The organism is Pseudocitrobacter faecalis (assembly GCF_965231525.1).
Lineage (GTDB): Bacteria > Pseudomonadota > Gammaproteobacteria > Enterobacterales > Enterobacteriaceae > Pseudocitrobacter > Pseudocitrobacter faecalis.
Window position 1 is genome coordinate 2,298,691 of record NZ_CBDDNJ010000002.1, and the last position, 21,940, is coordinate 2,320,630.

20 protein-coding genes and 1 pseudogene are annotated in these 21,940 nt (G+C 56.0%); 13 read left to right on the top strand and 8 right to left on the bottom strand.

Translation table 11 applies throughout. The features are described from left to right. Positions 1-207: 207 nt before the first annotated feature. The 7 genes and pseudogenes from xthA to ACOXYR_RS11645 all read left to right on the top strand — a co-directional run bounded on the left by xthA (position 208) and on the right by ACOXYR_RS11645 (position 7,302). Positions 208-1,014: an exodeoxyribonuclease III gene (xthA, locus tag ACOXYR_RS11615; RefSeq protein WP_108475655.1), complete on the top strand. Its 807-nt coding sequence runs from the start codon at positions 208-210 to the stop codon at positions 1,012-1,014. Positions 1,015-1,161: 147 nt separating this feature from the next. Continuing rightward, complete coding sequence (locus tag ACOXYR_RS11620; protein WP_421355251.1) at positions 1,162-1,848, top strand: TVP38/TMEM64 family protein; 687 nt, start codon at positions 1,162-1,164, stop codon at positions 1,846-1,848. Then, positions 1,841-2,534, top strand: a pseudogene (locus ACOXYR_RS11625) (TVP38/TMEM64 family protein). Before ACOXYR_RS11620 ends, ACOXYR_RS11625 begins: the two are co-directional and overlap by 8 nt. An 18-nt stretch (positions 2,535-2,552) precedes the next feature. Further along, the gene (locus ACOXYR_RS11630; protein WP_421355196.1) at positions 2,553-3,734 is read left to right on the top strand and encodes an ABC transporter substrate-binding protein; all 1,182 of its coding nucleotides are present in this window, start codon (positions 2,553-2,555) and stop codon (positions 3,732-3,734) included. Continuing rightward, positions 3,707-5,239: an ABC transporter permease family protein gene (locus ACOXYR_RS11635; protein ID WP_421355197.1), complete on the top strand. Its 1,533-nt coding sequence runs from the start codon at positions 3,707-3,709 to the stop codon at positions 5,237-5,239. Before ACOXYR_RS11630 ends, ACOXYR_RS11635 begins: the two co-directional genes overlap by 28 nt. Further along, complete coding sequence (locus ACOXYR_RS11640) at positions 5,239-5,880, top strand: ATP-binding cassette domain-containing protein (protein WP_421355198.1); 642 nt, start codon at positions 5,239-5,241, stop codon at positions 5,878-5,880. Before ACOXYR_RS11635 ends, ACOXYR_RS11640 begins: the two co-directional genes overlap by 1 nt. 117 nt (positions 5,881-5,997) lie before the next feature. Next, on the top strand, positions 5,998-7,302 hold the full coding sequence (locus tag ACOXYR_RS11645; protein ID WP_421355199.1) for a sulfurtransferase: 1,305 nt from the start codon (positions 5,998-6,000) through the stop codon (positions 7,300-7,302). Here the strand turns inward: ACOXYR_RS11645 and ACOXYR_RS11650 are convergent. Together ACOXYR_RS11650 and ACOXYR_RS11655 are read right to left on the bottom strand one after the other, a co-directional pair. Next, positions 7,299-7,931, bottom strand: a complete 633-nt coding sequence (locus ACOXYR_RS11650; RefSeq protein WP_421355200.1) for a CDP-alcohol phosphatidyltransferase family protein — start codon at positions 7,929-7,931, stop codon at positions 7,299-7,301. The two genes, ACOXYR_RS11645 and ACOXYR_RS11650, sit on opposite strands and share 4 nt — an antisense overlap. Next, positions 7,924-8,490 carry a carboxymuconolactone decarboxylase family protein gene (locus tag ACOXYR_RS11655; protein ID WP_189623268.1) on the bottom strand — a complete coding sequence of 189 codons (567 nt, stop codon included), beginning with the start codon at positions 8,488-8,490 and terminating at the stop codon, positions 7,924-7,926. The genes ACOXYR_RS11650 and ACOXYR_RS11655 overlap by 8 nt, the downstream gene beginning before the upstream one ends. A gap of 78 nt (positions 8,491-8,568) precedes the next feature. Between ACOXYR_RS11655 and ACOXYR_RS11660 the strand changes: the two genes are divergently transcribed. Then, positions 8,569-8,970: a pyrimidine (deoxy)nucleoside triphosphate diphosphatase gene (locus tag ACOXYR_RS11660; RefSeq protein ID WP_421355201.1), complete on the top strand. Its 402-nt coding sequence runs from the start codon at positions 8,569-8,571 to the stop codon at positions 8,968-8,970. On the opposite strand, the gene ACOXYR_RS11665 is transcribed toward ACOXYR_RS11660, so the two are convergent. Next, positions 8,945-9,208, bottom strand: coding sequence for a DUF1496 domain-containing protein (locus ACOXYR_RS11665; protein ID WP_108475663.1), 264 nt, complete (start codon positions 9,206-9,208; stop codon positions 8,945-8,947). The genes ACOXYR_RS11660 and ACOXYR_RS11665 overlap by 26 nt on opposite strands. 240 nt (positions 9,209-9,448) lie before the next feature. Between ACOXYR_RS11665 and gdhA the strand changes: the two genes are divergently transcribed. Beyond that, entirely contained in the window at positions 9,449-10,792 is a 1,344-nt protein-coding gene (gdhA, locus tag ACOXYR_RS11670; protein ID WP_113858645.1) for an NADP-specific glutamate dehydrogenase, read from the top strand. 147 nt (positions 10,793-10,939) lie between these two features. On the opposite strand, the gene ACOXYR_RS11675 is transcribed toward gdhA, so the two are convergent. Both ACOXYR_RS11675 and selD read right to left on the bottom strand, forming a co-directional pair. Beyond that, positions 10,940-12,898: a DNA topoisomerase III gene (locus tag ACOXYR_RS11675; protein WP_421355252.1), complete on the bottom strand. Its 1,959-nt coding sequence runs from the start codon at positions 12,896-12,898 to the stop codon at positions 10,940-10,942. A gap of 4 nt (positions 12,899-12,902) precedes the next feature. Next, positions 12,903-13,946 carry a selenide, water dikinase SelD gene (gene selD, locus ACOXYR_RS11680; RefSeq protein ID WP_108475666.1) on the bottom strand — a complete coding sequence of 348 codons (1,044 nt, stop codon included), beginning with the start codon at positions 13,944-13,946 and terminating at the stop codon, positions 12,903-12,905. 223 nt (positions 13,947-14,169) lie between these two features. Between selD and phoC the strand changes: the two genes are divergently transcribed. Beyond that, positions 14,170-14,919 carry an acid phosphatase PhoC gene (gene phoC, locus ACOXYR_RS11685; protein WP_421355202.1) on the top strand — a complete coding sequence of 250 codons (750 nt, stop codon included), beginning with the start codon at positions 14,170-14,172 and terminating at the stop codon, positions 14,917-14,919. Positions 14,920-14,960: 41 nt separating this feature from the next. On the opposite strand, the gene ACOXYR_RS11690 is transcribed toward phoC, so the two are convergent. Further along, positions 14,961-15,512 carry an NAD(P)H nitroreductase gene (locus ACOXYR_RS11690; protein ID WP_108475668.1) on the bottom strand — a complete coding sequence of 184 codons (552 nt, stop codon included), beginning with the start codon at positions 15,510-15,512 and terminating at the stop codon, positions 14,961-14,963. Positions 15,513-15,676: 164 nt separating this feature from the next. Here ACOXYR_RS11690 and sppA point away from each other — a divergent pair, with 164 nt between their 5' ends. Genes sppA through pncA form a run of 3 tightly spaced genes read left to right on the top strand, consistent with a single transcriptional unit; the run spans position 15,677 to position 19,249 of the window. After that, positions 15,677-17,530, top strand: coding sequence for a signal peptide peptidase SppA (sppA, locus tag ACOXYR_RS11695; RefSeq protein WP_189623271.1), 1,854 nt, complete (start codon positions 15,677-15,679; stop codon positions 17,528-17,530). Between the two features lie 51 nt (positions 17,531-17,581). Continuing rightward, positions 17,582-18,598 (top strand): asparaginase, encoded by a 1,017-nt coding sequence (gene ansA, locus ACOXYR_RS11700; protein ID WP_113858641.1) that lies wholly within the window; start codon positions 17,582-17,584, stop codon positions 18,596-18,598. 9 nt (positions 18,599-18,607) lie between these two features. Continuing rightward, a complete protein-coding gene (pncA, locus tag ACOXYR_RS11705; protein WP_113858640.1) occupies positions 18,608-19,249 on the top strand; it encodes a bifunctional nicotinamidase/pyrazinamidase in 642 nt (213 codons plus the stop codon). Positions 19,250-19,285: 36 nt separating this feature from the next. Here the strand turns inward: pncA and ACOXYR_RS11710 are convergent, their stop codons facing one another. After that, complete coding sequence (locus ACOXYR_RS11710) at positions 19,286-20,497, bottom strand: acyl-CoA dehydrogenase family protein (protein ID WP_415728084.1); 1,212 nt, start codon at positions 20,495-20,497, stop codon at positions 19,286-19,288. 10 nt (positions 20,498-20,507) lie between these two features. Then, entirely contained in the window at positions 20,508-21,923 is a 1,416-nt protein-coding gene (locus ACOXYR_RS11715) for an MFS transporter (RefSeq protein WP_113858638.1), read from the bottom strand. Positions 21,924-21,940 lie beyond the last annotated feature (17 nt).

Genomic DNA, 21,940 nt, shown 5'->3' on the forward strand with positions numbered 1-21,940 from the left:
ACCTCATCGATTGCCTGAAGCCAGAAAGCCTCAAGCACCCACGCGAATTCTCTGCTCATCCCCCGACAAAATCGACCCGCTTTTCGGCCTTTTGGCGACCAATTGCAGGTTCCTCGTAGCGCCTCGCAAATTCTGACGAATCGTTCACGTAAGCCACCATTTCTGATACCATTCCGTTACAATTCACCTTGCAAAGTGGCAGCGACTATGAAATTTGTCTCTTTTAATATCAACGGCCTGCGCGCACGCCCCCATCAACTAGAAGCCATCGTTGAGAAACATCAACCTGATGTCATCGGCTTGCAGGAGACAAAAGTTCACGACGATATGTTCCCTCTCGAAGAGGTAGCAAAACTGGGTTACAACATTTTCTATCACGGGCAGAAAGGTCACTACGGCGTTGCCCTGCTGACGAAAGAGACGCCCATTGCCGTGCGCCGTGGTTTTCCCAACGATAACGAAGAAGCGCAACGTCGTCTGATCATCGCTGAGATCCCGTCGCCGCTTGGGAATGTCACCGTTATCAACGGTTACTTCCCACAGGGCGAAAGTCGTGACCACGAAACTAAATTCCCGGCGAAAGCGAAGTTTTATCAGGATCTGCAGGATTACCTGGAAAATGAGCTGAAAAGTAGCAATCCGGTGCTGATTATGGGCGACATGAACATCAGCCCGACGGACCTGGACATTGGCATCGGCGAGGAGAATCGTAAACGCTGGCTGCGTACCGGTAAATGTTCCTTCCTGCCGGAAGAGCGCGAGTGGATGGGACGTCTGCTGAACTGGGGGTTGGTCGATACCTTCCGCCATGCCAACCCGGAAACCAGCGACCGCTTCTCGTGGTTCGATTACCGTTCTAAAGGCTTTGATGATAACCGTGGCCTGCGCATTGACCTGCTGCTGGCGAGCCCCCCGCTGGCGGAACGCTGCATTGAAACAGGGATTGATTACGAAATCCGCAGTATGGAAAAACCTTCTGACCATGCGCCTGTTTGGGCAACGTTTAAAGAGTAAGTTCAAACGCTCCCTACGGGGAGCGTTTCTTTTGCGACAAATCAACAAACCCACACTTACACTTTGTTGTTTATCTTGATTTATTATACCGTCGCGCCTCTTTTCTTACTCGTCAACTCAGGGAAACCTCATGCGAAAGAAGTGTTAATTCAGGCAGAGAGTAAGTTCATTCTCGCCTTTATATTCTTCGGTGTGGTTTGCTATCTGCTGCACTCCTGCGGATTATTTTCACTGCTTAGCGATTTATCACGTTTACAGGCCGCGGTTCAGCAACACGGCGTGCGCGGCTACACGCTTTACGTGGTCTTATTCACTCTTGCCACACTTTTCCTGCTTCCGGGCAGTTTATTGGTGATCGTCGGCGGGCTGGTATTTGGCACCGTGACAGGCACGCTGTTATCGCTGGTTGCGGCAACACTCGCCTCGGCGCTCTCCTTTTTAGTTGCCCGCTGGATGGGGCGAGACCTCTTACTGAAATATCTCGGCCATACTGCCGTCTTTCAGACTATTGAAAAAGGGATCAGGCGCAGCGGCAGCGATTACTTAATTCTGACGCGGTTGATTCCACTGTTTCCCTATAACATCCAAAATTATGCCTATGGTCTGACGGCCATCCCTTTCTGGCGCTATACAGTGATCTCCGCAGTGACAACATTGCCGGGAATATTCATCTATACGCTGATGGCTAATGAACTTGTCACCCAGGGATCAACGGCCCTCTTTATGGCAAAGCTGTGCCTTGCGGGAGGGGTGTTGTTTATCGTGATACAGGCGGCGAAGCGCTACGCGCGCTACCGGAAAATTGATTTGCGCCGGGAGCATCACCATGAGTAACCTCCGTCGGTGCCGTGCAGGGATTATCATGCTGGCGATTATCGTCGTGCTGGCATGGGCCTTTATTCCCCCCGTTAAGTTGTTCATCAATCACGGAGTAGCCGCTCTCGCGTCACTTGACCAACAGGGCATAGAACACTTTATACGAGCGTGGGGCCCCTCAGGCGGCGCTCGTATCATTCTTCCTGATGATTTTGCAGGCCATCATCGCCCCGCTCCCGGCGTTTATCCTCACCTTTGCCAATGCGTCTCTTTTTGGTGCGTTCTGGGGCGGATTGCTCTCGTGGAGCAGCGCCATGGCCGGAGCGACATTGTGCTTCTATCTTGCCCGCGTCCTTGGGCGTGAAGCGGTCGAAAAGCTCACCGGGAAACGCGTGCTTGAAAGCATGGATGGTTTTTTTGCCCGCTACGGCAAACACACCATTCTTATTTGCCGGCTACTTCCTTTTGTTCCCTTCGATCCCATTAGCTATGCCGCAGGCCTCACCGCCATACGCTTTCGCGACTTCTTTTTGGCAACAGGCCTGGGTCAGCTTCCCGCTACCGTCGTCTACTCCCTGGTGGGCAGCATGCTCACTGGCGGAACCTTTTGGTTTGTCACGGGTTTGTCTATTCTTTTTGCGTTGAGCGTGCTGATTATCATGGTGAAGAGCCTGTGGCTGGCCCGGCAAAAAAACGAACATTAAAACGATTCAGGAGAAATTATGCGTGATCTGCGCTGCCACCTGCTGTGCCTGGGAATGCTAATGCTGGCACCTCAACTCGCCAATGCCGGTGATGCTCGTTGGCAGAGTATCGAACAAGAAGCGAAAGGTCAGACGGTTTGGTTTAACGCATGGGGCGGTGATGCGGCAGTCAACCACTATCTGGATTGGGTCAGCGGCGAGGTCAAACGTGATTACGCCATAAACCTACGAATAGTGCATATTGCCGATGCGGCCGATACGGTCAAACGCATTCAGACGGAAGCCAAAGCCGGGCGCACCACCGGCGGATCGGTGGATCTCCTGTGGGTGAATGGGGAAAATTTCCGTACCCTGAAAGAAGGCGGCCTGCTGCGTACAGGCTGGGCCGAACAGTTGCCCAACTGGCAGTTCGTTGATACCCAAAAACCGGTGCGAGAGGATTTTTCCGTACCGGTAGAGGGCGCGGAGTCACCATGGGGCAGTGCTCAATTGACGTTTATTGCTCGCCGTTCGCAGACGCCACAACCGCTGTTGTCGCCTCAGGCACTGCTGGCATATGCAAAACAGAATCCGGGAACCGTCAGCTACCCGCGTCCGCCAGACTTCACCGGGACGGCGCTGCTTGAACAGTTATTGATTTCTCTCACTCCCGAACCCGACATACTCAAACAACCGCCGCAGGAGAGTCACTTCGCGCAGGTTACCGCCCCGCTCTGGCGCTATCTCGACGAACTTCACCCGTTGCTGTGGCGTAACGGACGCGATTTTCCGCCGACGCCCGCGCGAATGGATGCCATGCTGGCGAACGGGACGCTGCGTTTATCGCTGACGTTCAATCCTTTGCATGCCCAGCAAAAAATCGCCACCGGCGAGCTTCCGGACGACAGCTACGGCTTTGGGTTTCAGGCCGGGATGCTGGGTAACGTCCATTTTGTGACAATCCCGGCGAACGCCCGCGCCAGCGCGGCGGCGCAGGTCGTGGCGAATTTCCTGCTGTCGCCTGAAGCGCAACTGCGCAAAGCCGATCCTGAGGTGTGGGGTGATCCCACGGTGCTGGCCCCGGACAAGCTTAACGGCCCACAGCGCGATGCGCTTTTGGCTCACGTCCCTGCTGATCTGCCTCCTGTTCTGGCAGAGCCGCATGCTGCATGGGTTAACGCACTGGAGCAGGAATGGCTACGCCGCTACGGTACGCATTAAGCGCTCTGTGTTGCGGCGCGATGCTGCTTATCTACCTGCCGCTGTTTCCTGCGGTTGCCTTTCTGCGCCCGGCGTTTATACCTGATAACTGGCATCTTTTAATGGATGAGCCCCAGTTCAGCCAGGCCTTAAGCGCCACACTTATTTCTTCGTTTATCGCTGTAGGCGGTGCGCTTACCCTGACACTGATAATGATTACCGCGCTATGGCCTTCCTCCGGCTGGGAACGACTTGCTGCTCGTCTGCCGTTGCTGTTGGCGCTACCACATGTTGCCTTTGCCACCAGTGCCCTCCTGTTATTTGCTGAAGGTGGCGTTATCTACCGTTTAATCCCCGTTTTGCATGCGCTCCCGGATCGTTATGGTGTCGGGTTGGGACTGGTGCTGGCGGTCAAAGAGAGTGCATTTCTGCTCTGGGTTAGCTGGGCGGCGTTAGGTGAAAAGCAGCTCGGTGAACAGCTTATCGTGCTCCGCAGTCTTGGCTACAGTCGAGGACAATGCCTGCGATATCTGATTCTGCCCACCCTTATGCCCGCACTGAGCATGGCCCTGCTGGCGACGACCGCATGGACACTCTCTGTGGTCGATGTGGCAATCGTACTCGGCCCCGGTAATCCACCAACTCTTGCCGTCCTGGCGTGGCAATGGCTCAATCAGGGAGAAGAAACGGCACAAATTAAAGGCCAGCTTACCTGCATTGTACTGCTGATGCTGCTGGCAGTTCTGGCGCTTAGCGCGTATCTACTGTGGCATACAGGGCAGCGTTTCTTCCCCGGGCTTCATGGCCGTCGCCACGTGCAAACCTCGTTGCTGAGCGGAACAATAGCAAGCCAGCTCATCCCGCTGAGTGGGTTATTCTCAACCCTGACGCTTGTGCTACTTGCCAGGGCTACGCTGCCGGATGGTCTCGTCTTCAGTAACAGTGTCTGGCTGGCGTTATGGGCTTCATTGCTGGGTGCTGCGCTTTGTCTGCTATGGCTGGAATGGGGGCCATCGGCCCTGACGCGCTGTCTGTGGTTGCCGCTTATTCTGCCCGCCCTGCCGCTAGCGGCGGGACAGTATGAGATTGCGTTATATGGCTGGCTGGATGGGCAATTTCCCACCGTACTGTGGGGGCATCTGCTGTGGGTCATTCCGTGGATGTTGTTTATCCTTCGCCCGGCCTGGCAGCGTATCGACTCGCGTCAGGTGTTGATTGCCCGTACCCTCGGCTGGCAGCAGACGCGCATTTTTTTGCAAATCAAATGTCCGCTGATTATCAAACCGCTGCTCTCCGCGCTGGCGGTCGGATTTTCAGTCAGCATCGCGCAATATTTACCCACTCAGTGGCTGGGCGCCGGACGCATACCGACGCTCACGACAGAAGCGGTGGCGCTTTCCAGCGGCAGTGCTTCAGCGCAGCTTGCCACTCAGGGGCTCTGGCAGCTCATATTGCCGGTACTGTTTTTCACCTTCACGGCGATACTGGCGCGTACGATTGGCCATTATCGACAGGGGCTACGCTAATGTTGCAGATAAACAACGTCACACTGACGAAAGGACAACAACCGCTACTGCGCAATGTTTCTTTTAGCGTTCAGCCAGGCGAAATAGTCACACTGATGGGGCCTTCTGGCTGTGGAAAATCAACGCTGTTTTCGTGGATGATTGGCGCGCTTTCCCCGGCATTTCAGGCCAGCGGCGAACTGTGGTTGAACGGCTCACGCATTGAGCAACTGCCTACTGAACGGCGACGCATCGGGATTCTGTTTCAGGATGCGCTGCTGTTTGATCACCTGAGCGTGGGCCACAATCTGCAGCTGGCGCTCCCGGCCTCAATGCGTGGTCATCAGCGCAAAGCCGCCGTTTTCCATGCACTGGCACAGGCCGGGCTGAGCGATTTTTATGCCCGCGATCCGGCAACATTGTCTGGCGGCCAGCGCGCGCGTGTCGCACTGTTGCGCGCGCTGCTGGCTCAGCCCGACGCGCTCCTGCTTGACGAACCCTTCAGCCGGCTGGACAGCGCCTTGCGCGTCTCCTTTCGTCAGTGGGTATTTGACACGATTCGCGCGCAAAATATCCCGACTATTCTGGTCACACACGATCCGGCAGATGCGCCTGAAAATATGCCAAGCCTGGATATGATGCGCTGGCATCAGACTGTTTAGCGGCGTGATATTTCATCGTGAAAACTGTTCAGGCGCGATAATACTGCGTTAACGCAAAGTATTTCCGCAGGGAGACGTTCAAAATGGCGTTCCATTTTTTATATGTCGGGCGATTCGATGAAACGTGTTTCTCAACTCTCTTTGCTGGCCCTCGCGCTTGGACTTTCCACCTCGGTTTTGGCTGCTGATATGGCGAAAACGCTGAGCTTCTCTCACCTGCTGCAGCAAAACGGTGTGGCTATTGATACGCGGATGAGCGCGTTCTACAACGGCTGGCCGCAAAGCGCCAATGGCCCGCAGGGTCACGAACCGATGGCACTGAACCTGTCGGCCAACTGGCTTTCGTCGATGAGCGACGAGCAGCTTGCCGCCTGGGCGCAGCAGCATAAGCTGAAAAAAGAGACCGCAATCGCACTGTACGGCAGCGATAAAGACAATCAGGCTGTTGCTGAACGTTTAGAGAAAATCGGTTACACGCAGATTTCACGTTTAAGCGACGCACTGCAACAGCAAAATCGCCTACAGCGACTTCCTCACTTTGAACAACTGGTCTACCCGCAGTGGCTTCGCGATCTGCAGACAAACAAACCCGTGACGGCAAAACCAGCAGGTGACTGGAAAGTCCTGGAGGCCGGTTGGGGTGCGCCAAAACTTTATCTGCTCAGCCACATTCCGGGCGCGGGGTACATCGACACCAACGAGGTCGAAAGCGAGCCGCTGTGGAATAAAGTCTCCGACGAACAGTTGAAAGCCATGCTGGCGAAACACGGCATTCGACACGACACCACGGTCATTCTCTACGGACGTGACGTTTATGCCGCCGCGCGCGTGGCGCAAATTATGCTCTACGCCGGGGTTAAAGATGTGCGTCTGCTCGACGGTGGCTGGAAAACCTGGTCTGATTCGGGGCTGCCCGTGGAACGGGGCACCGCCACAAAAGTAAAACCGGAGCCAGACTTTGGCGTCACTATACCGGCGCAACCACAGCTCATGCTGGATATGGAGCAAGCACGCAGCCTGCTCAACCGTAAAGACGCGTCGTTGGTCAGCATTCGTTCCTGGCCGGAATTTATCGGCACCACCAGCGGTTATAGCTATATCAAGCCAAAAGGCGATATCGCTGGCGCACGATGGGGCCATGCGGGCAGCGACTCCACGCATATGGAAGATTTCCACAACCCCGACGGCACCATGCGTAGCGCGGATGATATTGCGGAAATGTGGAAAAGCTGGAATATCCTGCCTGAACAGCATGTTGCGTTTTACTGCGGCACCGGCTGGCGCGCATCTGAAACCTTTATGTACGCCCGCGCCATGGGCTGGCAAAACGTTGCGGTCTACGACGGCGGCTGGTACGAATGGAGCGCGAACCCGAAAAATCCGGTCGCGACGGGCGAGCGCAAACCGGACAGCGTGCATTAATTTTTATCTCCGTGACGCTGACACGCTCTCAGCGTCACATACCCGCCCCATACCCGATTAAACGTTGTCAGCCAGCACAGCGCGCCGAAAATCCACGCCAGCCAGGAAAAGTACGCCGGGAACAGGCAGCAAAGTACAAAGAATGCCATCGTTTCACTGCCTTCCGTCAGACCACCGAGATAATAAAACGATTTGTGCGCATAGCCGGGGTTATCAATACTGTATTTTGCCGCCAGCGCCGCAAACGCCAGAAAGCTGCTGCCGGTACCGATAAACGCAAACAGCAGCCACGCGCCCGCTATTGCGTTGTTCAATGGGTCCGCAAGAACAAAACCAAACGGCACCAGCGCGTAAAAGAGGAAATCGAGCGCGATGTCGAGGAATCCACCCGCATCGGTTAAACCGCGCCGCCGCGCCAGCGCACCGTCGAGCCCGTCGCACAAACGGTTAAGGATAATCGCCGCCAGAGCCGCGCCGTACCACCCTAGCGCCAGAAACGGCAGCGCCAGCACGCCAATGGCAAAACCAACCAGCGTGACGCCATCAGGCGTGACTAACGGGCGATCCAGCACGCTCGCGGCGCGATTAAGCCAGGGTTTCAGTCGAGGGTGAAGATGTCGGTCAAGCATGCGGTTTTCCTGTTGGGGTACATAATCCCTGAGAAGGGATATCCAGCGCGGCGTTGAATCGCGCCGAGAGATTTTGAAAGGCAATCAGTGCGGTCATTTCCGTAATTTGCGCATCATTAAAGTGACGTTGTAACGCCTCTTTTTCTGCCGCGGTGACTATCGGAGGCGTTGCAGTAACGGCTTCCGCATAGGCCAGCGCGACGCGTTCCGCCGGGCTGAACAGTGTGGAATCACGCCACTGTGCCACCTCCTGCACTTTCGCCATCGCGCCGCTTCGCTGCGCCAGCCGTAGACTATTGGCATCAATACAGAATGCGCATTCGCACTGTTGGGAGACGCGCGTCATCAATAGCGCCCGCAGCCCAGGGTCGAGCCGTGCTTTTTTTCGCTCAAGATAGCCAACAAACAGCGCCACCAGCCAAAACAGGCGTGGCATACGCCCCCACCAGCGCGTGGGATTCAGCACAGCTCCGTAATGTTTTTGCTGCATGGCGGCAATCGGTTTGAGGCTCAGCGGCAATGATGTCAGCGGTTGCACCCAGAATGGTTTGTTTTTCACCCGAAAACTCCGGCAAGGCTTTAGCGAAAGGAAAGGCAAGGATACTATGGTAATACATTCACAGGATCTTTGACCGATATGCTAAAAACCATCGATGTTGTTGCTGCCATTATTGAACAAAACGGGAAAATTTTGCTTGCCCAGCGTCCACCCCATGCCGATCAGGCAGGAATGTGGGAATTTGCCGGGGGCAAAGTCGAGCAAGGCGAGAGTCAGCCGCAAGCGCTGATCCGCGAGCTACGTGAAGAATTAGGTATTGAAGCGCAGCCCACCCGCTACATCGCCAGCCATCAGCGAGAAGTCTCCGGGCGAATCATTCACCTGCACGCCTGGCACGTTCCGGTTTACGCTGGCGACATTGTCGCTCACGAGCACAGTGCGCTGACGTGGTGTTTTCCGGAAGAGGCTTTCAATTACTCTCTCGCACCTGCAGACATTCCGCTGCTCGAAGCATTTATGACTTCACGCGTTGCCAGATAAGCGGGTTGGTGCTGATGGTTTTTTCGTCACGCTGGCATTGCAGTAAACCGCCGTCCGTTTTAATCACCGCACCTTCAGAATAATATTCATTTTGATAGACGCAGCACTGGCTACAGTTTTGTCGTTGTTGCCCCTGGGTACTGAAGACCTCTGGCGGCACATTGACTTCTACCTGCGGGCGCGCGAATGCCGCCCCCGCCATCACAACCAGTACTCCTGCCAGCCATTGCATTTTCATCGTCGAGCTCCTGTTATCGGCTTCTGTATACCTGTATATCGACCCGCTTGCGCCTTTCCTTAAGTGTAAACGCCTATCGGTTTTTATTATGACCCACCGCGGCGTATTAATTTTCCTTTCAGGCTCAATTTTGCTTGTCAAAAGTTAGCAACGTAATGATATAGTCAAAAAACATCACGACGTTAAAACATAAATCACAACAAGCACATACATCATTAACGATAAGAGGAACTTATACTTATGGATCAGGTTGGCTCTCTGGAAAACTTCCTTGCCCACGTTCAGCAACGCGACCCACACCAGACAGAATTCTCTCAGGCCGTACGCGAAGTCATGACCACCTTATGGCCATTTCTGGAACAGAACCCGCAATATCGTCGCCTCTCGCTGCTTGAAAGGCTGGTTGAACCAGAGCGCGTGATCCAGTTCCGCGTGGTTTGGGTGGACGATCGCAATCAGGTACAGGTGAATCGCGCATGGCGCGTACAGTTCAGTTCAGCGATTGGGCCGTACAAAGGCGGGATGCGTTTTCACCCCTCCGTGAACCTGTCGATTCTGAAATTCCTCGGCTTCGAGCAAACCTTCAAAAACGCATTAACTACCCTGCCTATGGGCGGCGGCAAAGGTGGCAGTGATTTTGACCCGAAAGGCAAAAGCGAAGGCGAAGTGATGCGTTTCTGCCAGGCGTTGATGACCGAACTCTATCGTCATCTGGGCGCTGACACCGACGTTCCCGCTGGAGATATCGGCGTTGGCGGGCGCGAAGTCGGCTTTATGGCCGGGATGATGAAAAAACTCTCCAACAACACCGCCTGCGTGTTTACCGGCAAAGGGCTTTCGTTCGGTGGCAGCCTGATTCGTCCGGAAGCCACCGGCTACGGTCTGGTCTACTTCACCGAAGCTATGCTCAAACGCCACGGTCTGAGCTTTGAGGGTATGCGCGTTTCGGTTTCTGGCTCAGGCAACGTGGCGCAATACGCGATTGAGAAAGCGATGGAGTTTGGGGCACGCGTGGTCACCGCCTCCGACTCCAGCGGTACCGTGGTGGACGAAAGCGGCTTTACCAAAGAAAAACTGGCGCGCCTGATTGAAATCAAAGCCAGCCGTGACGGTCGCGTGGCCGATTACGCGCGAGAATTTGGTCTGGTGTATCTGGAAGGTCAGCAACCGTGGTCCGTACCGGTTGATATCGCCCTGCCGTGCGCCACGCAGAATGAGCTCGATACCGATGCCGCTCGCGTGCTGGTTGCCAACGGCGTCAAAGCGGTCGCCGAAGGCGCGAATATGCCAACGACCATTGAAGCCACTGAATTGTTCCTCGAAGCGGGTGTGCTGTTTGCCCCTGGCAAAGCGGCGAACGCGGGTGGAGTCGCCACCTCCGGCCTTGAGATGGCGCAGAACGCCGCACGGATGGGCTGGAAAGCGGAGAAAGTTGATGCGCGCCTGCACCACATCATGCTGGACATCCATCACGCCTGCGTTGAGCACGGCGGCGAAAGCAAGCAAACCAACTATGTGCGCGGCGCTAACATCGCTGGCTTCGTTAAAGTTGCGGATGCGATGTTGTCGCAGGGTGTGATTTAAGCAGAGGCGTGCAATTCATTGAAATTGTATGTCCTTGTTGGCCGGGCAAGCGCAGCGCCCCCGGCAAGAGTCCGGTGAAAATGCCTGATGCGCTTCGCTTATCAGGCCTACGGACGGGTGCCATTCATTGAACACGGCACCCTCCGCTTACGCCACCGCCCCACTGCCCGCCTCATCCGATGGTGGGCTTTTTTTCGCGCTACGTTTACGCGGGGCGCTCTTTTTCTTATCGCCACTTCCACTGCCCGGCGCGACAATGCCACGGAAACGTCTCACGGGCGTGCTGCGCGCCTGATCAATCAGTTGATACAATGTGCCCACCAGTGGCTGCATAAAGTCCTGATAGCGGCACTGTTTCTCGCTGATTTGCGTCAGAATCGATTCCCAATGCGCCGTCATGTCTGGCCGTGTCGCCATTTCTGGCAGGGAGTGGAACAGCGCTTTACCTGCGTCAGTCGAGTGAATATAGCGCCCTTTTTTGGTCAGGAAGCCGCGTTTAAACAGCAGTTCGATAATCCCGGCGCGCGTCGCCTCGGTGCCCAGACCATCGGTGGCACGCAGAATCTTTTTCAGATCTTTGTCCTGCACAAAACGCGCGATCCCGGTCATCGCTGACAGCAGCGTTGCGTCGGTGAAGTGGCGCGGCGGCTGAGTTTGCCGTTCCACCACTTCGCCTTTTTCGCACAGCAGCTCGTCGCTTTTGGCAACCACTGGCAGCGGCGTGCCGTCGTTTTCTTCATCGCGCTCTTTCCCGCCAAGCAGCGCCCGCCAGCCCGCTTCAGCCAGAAAACGCGCTTTAGCGATAAATTTACCGTTAGCGATGTCGAGGTCAATCTGACACTTACGGAAAACCGCATCCGGGCAGAACTGCATCAGATACTGACGCGCCACCAGGGTGTAAATTTTTGATTCATTCTCCGTCAGGTTAACGTTGCTGGCACGCGCGGTGGGAATAATGGCGTGGTGCGCATCAACCTTTTTGTCATCCCAGCAGCGGTTGCGCGTGTCCGGGTTCACCACCGGTTGCGGCAGGAGATCCGGCGCGTGAACGCCAATCGCATTCAGCACCGCATGTCGCCCGGCGAAGTGCTCCTCCGGCAAATAGCGGCTATCCGAACGCGGGTAGGTAATCAGCTTGTGGGTTTCATATAACTTCTGGCAAATATCGAGCACGTTCTGTGCGCTCAGGCCGAAGCGCTTAGCGGCTTCAATCTGCAAGGCAGAAAGCGAAAACGGCAGCGGGGCCGATTCTGATTCCCGTTTATCGTTATAGGCCGTGACAATCGCCGGCTGGCCTTCAATGCGTTTGACCACGTGATCGGCCAACGCGCGGTGCAGCAATCGACCTTCTTCATCCTGATACGGTTCACAGGCCTCGCTCGGCTGCCAGACAGCGGTAAAGCGTTCATCTTTTGGGGTCACAATGTGCGCCTTCACTTCGAAGAAATCTTTTGAGACGAAGTTTTCAATCTCTTCATCGCGACGCACCACCAACCCCAGCACTGGCGTTTGCACCCGCCCCACGGAGAGTACACCGTTATACCCGGCGTTACGTCCTAAAATAGTGTAAGCGCGGGTCATGTTGATGCCGTATAGCCAGTCGGCGCGGGCGCGAGCCAGCGCGGAGACGCACAGCGGGATGAAGTCGCTGTTGGCGCGCAGACGCGTAATCGCCCGTTCCACCGCCTGCGGGTTGAGGTCGTTGATTAAACAGCGTTGAACCTGCTGGCGCTTTTCGGGAGCCAGTGAGAGGTAGTCCAGCACTTCATCCACCAGCAGTTGCCCTTCTCTGTCGGGGTCTCCGGCGTGAATGACTTCACTGGCTTCGTGCAAAAAACGCTTAATCACGTTGAGCTGCTTTGTCACCGAAGGACGCGGCTGAAGCTGCCACTTCTCCGGGACTATCGGCAAATCCTGCAAATTCCAGCGCGCATAACGGCTGTCATACGCGTCCGGCTGCGCCTGTTCGAGGAGATGGCCAATACACCAGGTCACCACCTGACCGTTGCCACATTCGATATAACCGTCGCCCTTTCGGTGGGGTTTCGGCAAGACATCGGCAATGGCACGCGCCAGGCTCGGTTTTTCCGCAATAAACAGGCGCATCGGTTTAGCGGATCTCAATCATCGGACGACCCGCCCGGGCCTCAACCAAAGAACCAATGGCGGTTAAGGTAATGCCGAATTCTGCCGCAGCAGCCTGCACTTCTTGCTCGGCATCCGGGGTAACGGCCAGTAACAGCCCACCGGAAGTTTGCGGATCGCACAGCAGCGAACGCCATTCATCCGGCATCTCGCCCATCAGGTGACCATAACTGGCGAAATTGCGCCCGGTCCCCCCCGGCACCGCGCCCTGCGCGATGTATTCTTCCACGCCAGGCAGTTTTGGCACGTCGGCAAAGTTCACCTGCGCCTGTACGCCTGCGCCCTGACACATTTCACTGAGGTGGCCCAGCAGACCAAAACCGGTAACGTCGGTCATCGCTTTGACGCCGTCAATGTTAGCGAATGCCGCACCCGCCAGGTTCATCTGGCACATCACTTCCGTCGCCAGCCCCTGATGTTCAGGTTTCAGCAGCGACTTTTTCTCGGCGGTGGTGAGTACGCCAATACCCAGCGGTTTGGTGAGGAACAGTTTGCAGCCCGCTTGCGCGGTGCTGTTTTTCTTCACGCGCTCGGTTGGCACCACCCCCGTCACCGCCAGGCCGAAAATAGGCTCCGGTGCATCAATGGAGTGCCCCCCCGCCAGGGCGATACCCGCTTGTTGACACGCGAAACGTCCGCCTTCAATCACGTCGCGCGCGATTTCCGGTGCCAGCGTGTTGATGGGCCAGCCGAGAATCGCAATCGCCATAATCGGTTTACCGCCCATCGCGAAGATATCGCTGATGGCGTTGGTGGCTGCGATACGACCAAAATCGAACGGGTTATCAACGATCGGCATGAAGAAATCGGTGGTGCTGATTATCGATGTACCGTTGCCGAGGTCGTACACCGCCGCGTCATCGCGGGTTTCATTGCCGACAAGCAGGTTCGGGTCGACAAACTTCGCCTGTTCACTGTGCAGGATGGTTTCCAGCACTTTCGGGGAAATTTTACAACCGCAACCGGCTCCGTGGCTGTACTGTGTTAAACGAATGGCTTGCTCGCTCATGGACATCTCCTGATTTTGCCAATCCCACTATGGTAGCGCCCAAACGGCGGCGTGGTAAGTCCGTCACTCCGAAATCGCTCACTACTGCTCACTTCGCAAGCAATTGTCCGTTTTGCGACACAGGGCAATTTTTCTTACCGCGTTTTTCCTTCTACTAATTAGTGGCATGAATATAAGAATGTCAAAACCTGCACATCAGGATAAAAATCACAAGGAAATATCGATGAAAAAACGCATTATCGCCCTTTGCCTGGCAACCCTTTTTACGTCCAGCGCTTTTGCTCTTGCTCCGGCCGGGAACGACGCCACCACTAAACCCGATCTTTACTACCTGAAAAATGCGCAAGCCATTGATAGCCTCGCTCTGCTGCCACCTCCGCCAGCCGTAGGGAGCATTGCGTTCCTGAACGATCAGGCGATGTATGAGCAGGGTCGCCTGCTGCGTAATACCGAACGCGGGAAGCTGGCCGTGGAAGATGCCAACCTGAGTGGCGGCGGTGTGGCAAACGCCTTCTCTGGCGCATTTGGGTCACCGATCACTGAAAAAGATGCGCCGCGGTTACACAAACTGCTGACCAACATGATTGAAGATGCGGGCGACCTCGCAACCCGTGGTGCAAAAGAGAAATACATGCGCATTCGTCCGTTCGCTTTCTATGGCGTACCGACCTGTAACACCACCGAGCAGGATAAGCTGTCGAAAAACGGTTCTTATCCGTCTGGCCATACCTCTATCGGCTGGGCCACCGCGCTGGTGCTGGCAGAGATTAATCCGGCTCGTCAGAACGAAATTTTAAAGCGTGGATATGAGCTGGGTGAAAGCCGCGTGATATGCGGTTATCACTGGCAGAGCGACGTTGATGCCGCGCGCATTGTCGGTTCTGCCGTTGTTGCCACGCTGCACACCAACCCGGCGTTCCAGCAGCAGTTGCAAAAAGCGAAAGACGAATTCACTAAACAACATAAGTCTTAAAGAAAAAAGCCCGGTGGTTCTTCCGCCGGGCTGTATGTTTGTCAGAAACGCACCACAAAGGGGGCGGTATCCGGCACCGACACCGTGGTTGATGCTTTCAGTTGTGGTGTACCTAAGTAGAGAAAACCGACAATTTTGTCGTGTTCCCCGCACTTCAGACCTTCGCGCACTACCGCACTATCGGTTAACGCGCCGCTACGCCAGATACCGTTAAAACCCTGCGCAACCGCCGCCATCTGCATCGCCATCACCGCGCAGCCCGCCGACATCTCCTGTTCCCATTTCGGCACTTTATGATGTGGCTGACACTTCGCCACTACCGCGATAATCAGCGGCGCACGGAATGGCGCATTGCGTGCTTTTTCAATCGCTTTCTCATCGCTGCCGGCGTCAATCGCGCCTTTTTCCAGCAACTGGCTGAAGCGCTCACGGCCTTCTCCCTCGATGATAAAAAACTGCCATGGTTGCAGCGTTCCGTGATCCGGGGCACGCATCCCGGCACGGAGGATATTTTCCAGTTGCTCACCGGCTGGCGCAGGGTCAGCCAGGCGGGAGGCGCTACGGCGATTTACCAGTAATTCAAGTGCGTCCATTGATTCGCTCCTGTCATGTTATTTTTCACAAAATTAACATGCGCAGGGAATTTGTTACAGCGTCGATGGCGATTCCTGCTGACAACGGGCGGCGCTGTAATTAGGATAGCCAGATGTTTCACCGCTTTCGGTGAACCGTTTACTGTCTTTATCAGGGAGAAAACATGCGAACCCTATGGCGTTTTATCGCCGGATTCTTTAAATGGACGTGGCGATTACTCAATTTTGCCCGCGAACTGGTGCTGAATCTGTTCTTTATTTTCCTCGTGCTGGTTGGCGTGGGGATCTGGATGCAGCTTAGCAGCACGCCTGAAAGCAACAGCACGCGGGGCGCGTTGTTGATGGACATCAGCGGCGTGATCGTCGATAAGCCTTCCACCAGCAGTAAGCTGGGCGTGATTGGCCGCCAGCTTTTTGGCGCAAGTTCCGATCGTTTACAGGAAAACTCCCTGTTCGATATCGTCCAGGCCATCCGTCAGGCAAAAGATGACCGCAATATCACCGGTATCGTGCTGGATCTCAAGAACTTCGCCGGGGGCGATCAGCCTTCGATGCAGTATATTGGCAAAGCGCTGCGCGAGTTTCGCGACAGCGGTAAACCCGTTTACGCGGTGGGCGACAGCTACAGCCAGGGGCAGTATTACCTCGCGAGCTTTGCCAATAAAATCTGGCTCTCGCCGCAGGGCGTCGTTGACCTGCACGGTTTTGCCACTAACGGTCTCTACTACAAATCTCTGCTTGAGAAGCTGAAAGTCTCTACACATGTGTTCCGCGTCGGTACCTATAAATCCGCCGTTGAGCCGTTTATTCGCGATGATATGTCGCCTGCTGCGCGTGAAGCCGATAGCCGCTGGATTGGCGAGCTGTGGCAAAACTACCTCAATACAGTGGCGGCAAACCGCAAAATCACCGCGCAACAGGTCTTCCCTGGCGCGCAGGCAATGCTTGATGGCCTGACCAAAGTCGATGGCGATACGGCGAAATACGCGCTGGACAGCAAACTGGTTGATTCTCTGGGTAGCAGCGCCGAGATCGAAAAAGCACTGACCAAAGCGTTTGGCTGGAGCAAAACCGATAAAAACTATCGTGCGGTGAGCATCTATGATTATGCGCTGAAAACACCAGCAGATACGGGTTCCAGCATTGCCGTCGTCTTTGCCAATGGCGCGATTATGGACGGTGAAGAAACGCCGGGGAACGTCGGCGGCGATACAACAGCCGCGCAAATCCGCGATGCGCGTCTCGACCCGAAAGTGAAAGCGATTGTTCTGCGCGTCAACAGCCCTGGCGGCAGCGTCAGCGCCTCCGAAGTGATCCGTGCGGAACTGGCTGCGGCGAAAGATGCCGGGAAACCGGTGGTGGTGTCGATGGGCGGTATGGCGGCTTCCGGCGGTTACTGGATCTCCACCCCGGCAAGCTACATCGTGGCAAACCCGAGCACACTGACTGGCTCTATCGGTATCTTCGGCGTGATCAACACCGTGGAAAACTCGCTGGATTCCATCGGCGTGCACACGGATGGCGTTGCCACGTCTCCGCTGGCAGATGTGTCGATGACCAAAACGCTGCCGCCAGAAGTGCAGCAGATGATGCAACTGACCATCGAGAACGGTTACAAGCGCTTTATCACTCTGGTCGCGCAGTCACGTCACAGCACGCCGGAGCAGATCGATAAAATTGCACAGGGCCACGTGTGGACCGGCCAGGATGCGAAAGCTAACGGTCTGGTCGACAGCCTCGGCGATTTCGATGATGCCGTTGCCAAAGCGGCCGAACTGGCGAAACTGAAAACGTGGCACATCGACTACTATCAGTCTGAACCGACATTCTTCGATATGGTGATGGATAGCGTTTCTGGCTCGGTACGCGCCTCACTGCCGCAGGCGTTGCAGGCGTATCTGCCTGCGCCGCTCGCCTCAGCCGCCAAAGAGGTGAAAGCGGAAACCGATAAGTTGGCCGCTTTCAATGACCCGCAAAATCGCTATGCGTTTTGCCTGACCTGCGCCAATATACGATAATTATAATCCCCTCTACGGAGGGGATTTTCTTTCGCTTACTCAAACGACACCATGCTAAAAAAATCCATTTACGTCGCCTATACCGGCGGGACCATCGGGATGCAGCGTTCCGAACACGGCTACATTCCTGTTTCCGGCCACCTGCAACGCCAGCTGGCGCTGATGCCGGAATTCCATCGTCAGGAGATGCCTGATTTCACTATCCATGAATATCAGCCGCTGATGGATTCTTCCGATATGACGCCGGAAGACTGGCAGCACATCGCCGACGATATCAAAGCGCATTATGACGATTATGATGGCTTTGTGATCCTCCACGGCACGGATACCATGGCTTTCACCGCCTCGGCGCTGTCGTTCATGCTGGAAAATCTGGGCAAACCGGTCATTGTGACAGGGTCACAAATCCCGCTTGCCGAGCTACGTTCGGATGGACAGATTAACTTGCTGAATGCTCTGTACGTCGCGGCGAACTACCCGATTAACGAAGTCTCGCTGTTTTTCAATAATCGCCTCTATCGCGGTAACCGTACCACCAAAGCGCATGCGGATGGTTTTGATGCCTTCGCATCGCCCAACCTGGCACCACTGCTGGAAGCGGGAATTCATATCCGCCGTCTGGGGACACCACCCGCGCCGAGCACCTCGGGCGAACTGATTGTGCATCCGATTACCCCGCAGCCGATTGGCGTGGTGACCATTTATCCGGGCATTTCCGCTGACGTGGTGCGCAACTTCCTGCGCCAGCCGGTAAAAGCGCTGATTCTGCGTTCATACGGCGTCGGCAACGCACCGCAAAACGGCGAGTTTTTAAAAGAGCTTACCGAAGCCAGCCAGCGCGGCATCGTGGTGATTAACCTGACACAGTGTATGTCGGGCAAGGTCAACATGGGTGGCTACGCTACCGGCAACGCCCTCGCCCACGCAGGCGTGATTGGCGGCGCGGATATGACCGTCGAAGCCACGCTGACCAAACTGCACTATCTGTTAAGCCAGAACCTTGACGCCGACGCCATCCGTAGCGCCATGCAGCAAAACCTGCGCGGTGAGCTGACGCCAGACGAGTAAGGAGCCTTCATGAAAGCACGAGCATTGTTACTGGTTGATCTGCAAAATGATTTCTGCGCCGGCGGCGCGCTGGCTGTTGCCGAAGGCGATAGCACGGTTGATGTCGCCAATACGCTGATTACCTGGTGCAAAGCGCGTGGTGAAGCCGTAGTTGCCAGCCAGGACTGGCACCCGGCCAATCACGGCAGCTTTGCCAGCCAGCACGGCGTAGAGCCCTACACCCAGGGCCAACTCGACGGCCTGCCGCAAACCTTCTGGCCCGATCACTGCGTGCAACACAGCGAAGGTGCCGAACTGCACCCGTTGCTGGCGCAGAAGTCTATTGATGCGGTGTTTCATAAAGGCGAAAGCGTCAATATCGACAGTTACAGCGCATTCTTTGACAACGGCCATCGACAGAAAACGGCGCTGGATGGGTGGCTGCGTCATCATGAGATCAGCGAGCTGATTGTGCTCGGCCTGGCAACCGACTACTGCGTGAAGTTTACCGTGCTGGACGCGCTGGAGCTGGGTTATCGCGTGAATGTGATAACCGACGGCTGTCGCGGCGTGAATATTCAGCCACAGGACAGCAATCAGGCGTTTATGGAGATGGCAGCGGCAGGTGCAACATTGTATACGCTGGCAGACTGGGAAGAGACGCAGGGGTAATGCCCGGTGGCGCTTCGCTTACCGGGCCTACGCCTTTTAACTTCCGTTGCCAATCTGCCATAAAAATACTGGCGGCACGCCGTTTACCCGCCAGTTGCCAACGCTGCGGCTTTTGTAAATAACCGGGTTATGGGATGCCAGCGTCCGCGCATTGCGCCAGTGACGATCCAGCGCTTTTGAGGTGCGCGTGTCCGATGCCCCCAGTGCGTTAAACAACTCGGTTGCCGCGCGCGGGATTAATTCACTGACCACCACCTGCGCCTGTGCGGATGCCACTTCCGCCTGTTCGTTGGCGCGCGTGACCACTGACGGATCAGCATCGGCGTGTGCTTCGTACGCCGCCTGCATCGCCTGCGAGGCACGTTCGACCGTGGCTTCCACCGCATAGACCCAACTGCTGATTTGCCCGACCACCTGCAACACCTGCGCGTCATCGCGGGCGGCGGGCGCGTTGCCGTGGCTATAGACACGGCGGCGATTTTTCACACCCTCTGCGGCATCGCGTTCAATAGCCCGACCAACACCAGCTAGCGTGGCGAGCAGGACGTGTTGATAGAACGCCGTCTGATAGCGAAATCGTTCGGCAAAATCCGTCACGTGTTCCTGTTCGACAAACGCATCGCGAAAGCGCGTCGTACCGCTGCCCGTCAGGCGCTGGCCAAAGCCGTCCCAGTCATCGTCACGCTCAACTTCTGGTTGATGCGTGCTGACCAGCGCGATGATGTCGCCACCGGTATCGCTGCGCCGCCCGAAGACGTCTATCCAGTCGGCAAATAGCGTGCCGGTGCTGTAGAACTTCTCCCCCGTCAGCCGCCAGCCGTTCTCTGTCGGCGTGACTTTGGTGATGACGTCACCCAGTTTAACTTCGCCAGTTTCCGTCCAGCCATTGCCGACAATGTCGCCATCCAGAAAGCGGCGGAACCAGCGATCGCGCAGTTCGCTTTCGGGGCGGTTGAGCTGGTCTTCAACAAAAGCAAAGTGTCCGCGCAGCGCCTGCGGAAGATTTGAGTCCGCCTGCGCCAGTTCGCTAAACAGCGCGAAAAGCTGCGGCAGCGATGCGCCAAAACCGCCCTTTTCCTGCGGGATGCGCACCGTGCCGAAACCGGCTTCCTTCAGCCAGCGAATCGGTTCGTACGGCAGCGTACGGTTAAGTTCCCGCGCGACCGTCTCGGTGGCAATGCGCTCAAATATCGGGCGGAAACGCGCCGCCAGCGCCTCATAATCGGTTCCGGTTGAGAGTAAGGTCATCATAGGCTCCTTATTGGTCGTCAATATCGTGGCGTGTAGGCTCATGGCGCACCGCCAGCAGGAAGAAAATGGGGATCAGGGCGGCAAGCGACACCACCCAGAACATGTTGGTTCCGAGTGAGGCCTGCAACAGCGGCAGAATAAACAGCGCCAGCGCGCTGCCTATGCCGGACAGTGCGCGGCTGAAACCGACGCCCGTCGCACGAATATGCGTCGGGTAAGAGAGCGCCGGGTAAATCATCAGTTGCGCACCGGGGCCAAAACCTTCGGCAAACAGCCACAGGCCGAGCATCCCCACCGCAATCGCTACGCCCAGCGCCGCGTGCGGTTGCCCCACCAGCGCCAGTACAATCAGCGCGACAAATTGCAGGGCGAACCCGGCAATCGCCACGTGCCGGGAGGGATATTTCCACGCCAGATGCATCCCGAGCAGGCCGCCGGTAAACGCGAACAGTGCGTTCAGCCCAAGCGAGGCAGCAATGGTTTCAAACACGCCCGCGCCGAGGAACTGCGCCAGGATAGTTGGGAGGAAGAAGGCAATCGCGGTGTATTCAAACGCGATACAGATATTCATCACCCCGGACACAATCGTGCGCTCGCGATACGGTTTTTCAAACAGTACGCGGTAGCTCACTTTCGGCGGCGGCGCGACATTTACGTCCGGTGCTTCATGGGCGGCGATACCATAAGATTCGCGCAGAATACGTGCCGCGCCCTGCAAATCGCCCTGATTAGCCGCCCACAGGGGCGACTCGTTCATAAACTTGCTGCGCACGGCAATAATCAACAGGGCAGGCACCGCGCCGAACAACAGCGACGCTCGCCAGAGCCAGTCGAGATGCTGTGTGGGTAACAGGAAGTACAGCGCGAAGATAATTAAAAAACAGACAGTAGATGCCGCGTACCACATCGGGCACCAGGCGGCGAGGCGCGCGGCTTTGTTGCCCTTCCCGGCGAATTTCGAAAATTCAGCGAGATAGGACATTGCCACCGGAAGATCGATCCCAACGCCGATCCCCATCAGGAAACGCGCGCCAATCAACACCCATACATTCGGCGCCAGTCCAGCGGCAATCGCCGACACCACGAAGAACAGCATATCCGCCATAAAGACCGAATAGCGGCCATATTTGTCGGTCAGCCAGCCGCCAATAAGATTGCCGAAAATGGTGCCGACCATAATTGACGACGTCACCAGCCCGGTGAGCAGTGGCGTTAGCTGAAACGCCTTTACTACATCATCGATACCGTACGAGAGCGTAGTGAGATCGTAAGCATCCAGAAAGACGCCGCCGAGCGCTAAAAAGACAATCATGCGTGCATATTTTGCCTGTTCGCCGTGGTTGTTAATCAGCTTTGCCACATCACTCACCGAACCGACGGGTACAGAAACCCCGCCCGCATTTTCTACCGGGATTGAACTCATAGTTTTACCTTGCCTTA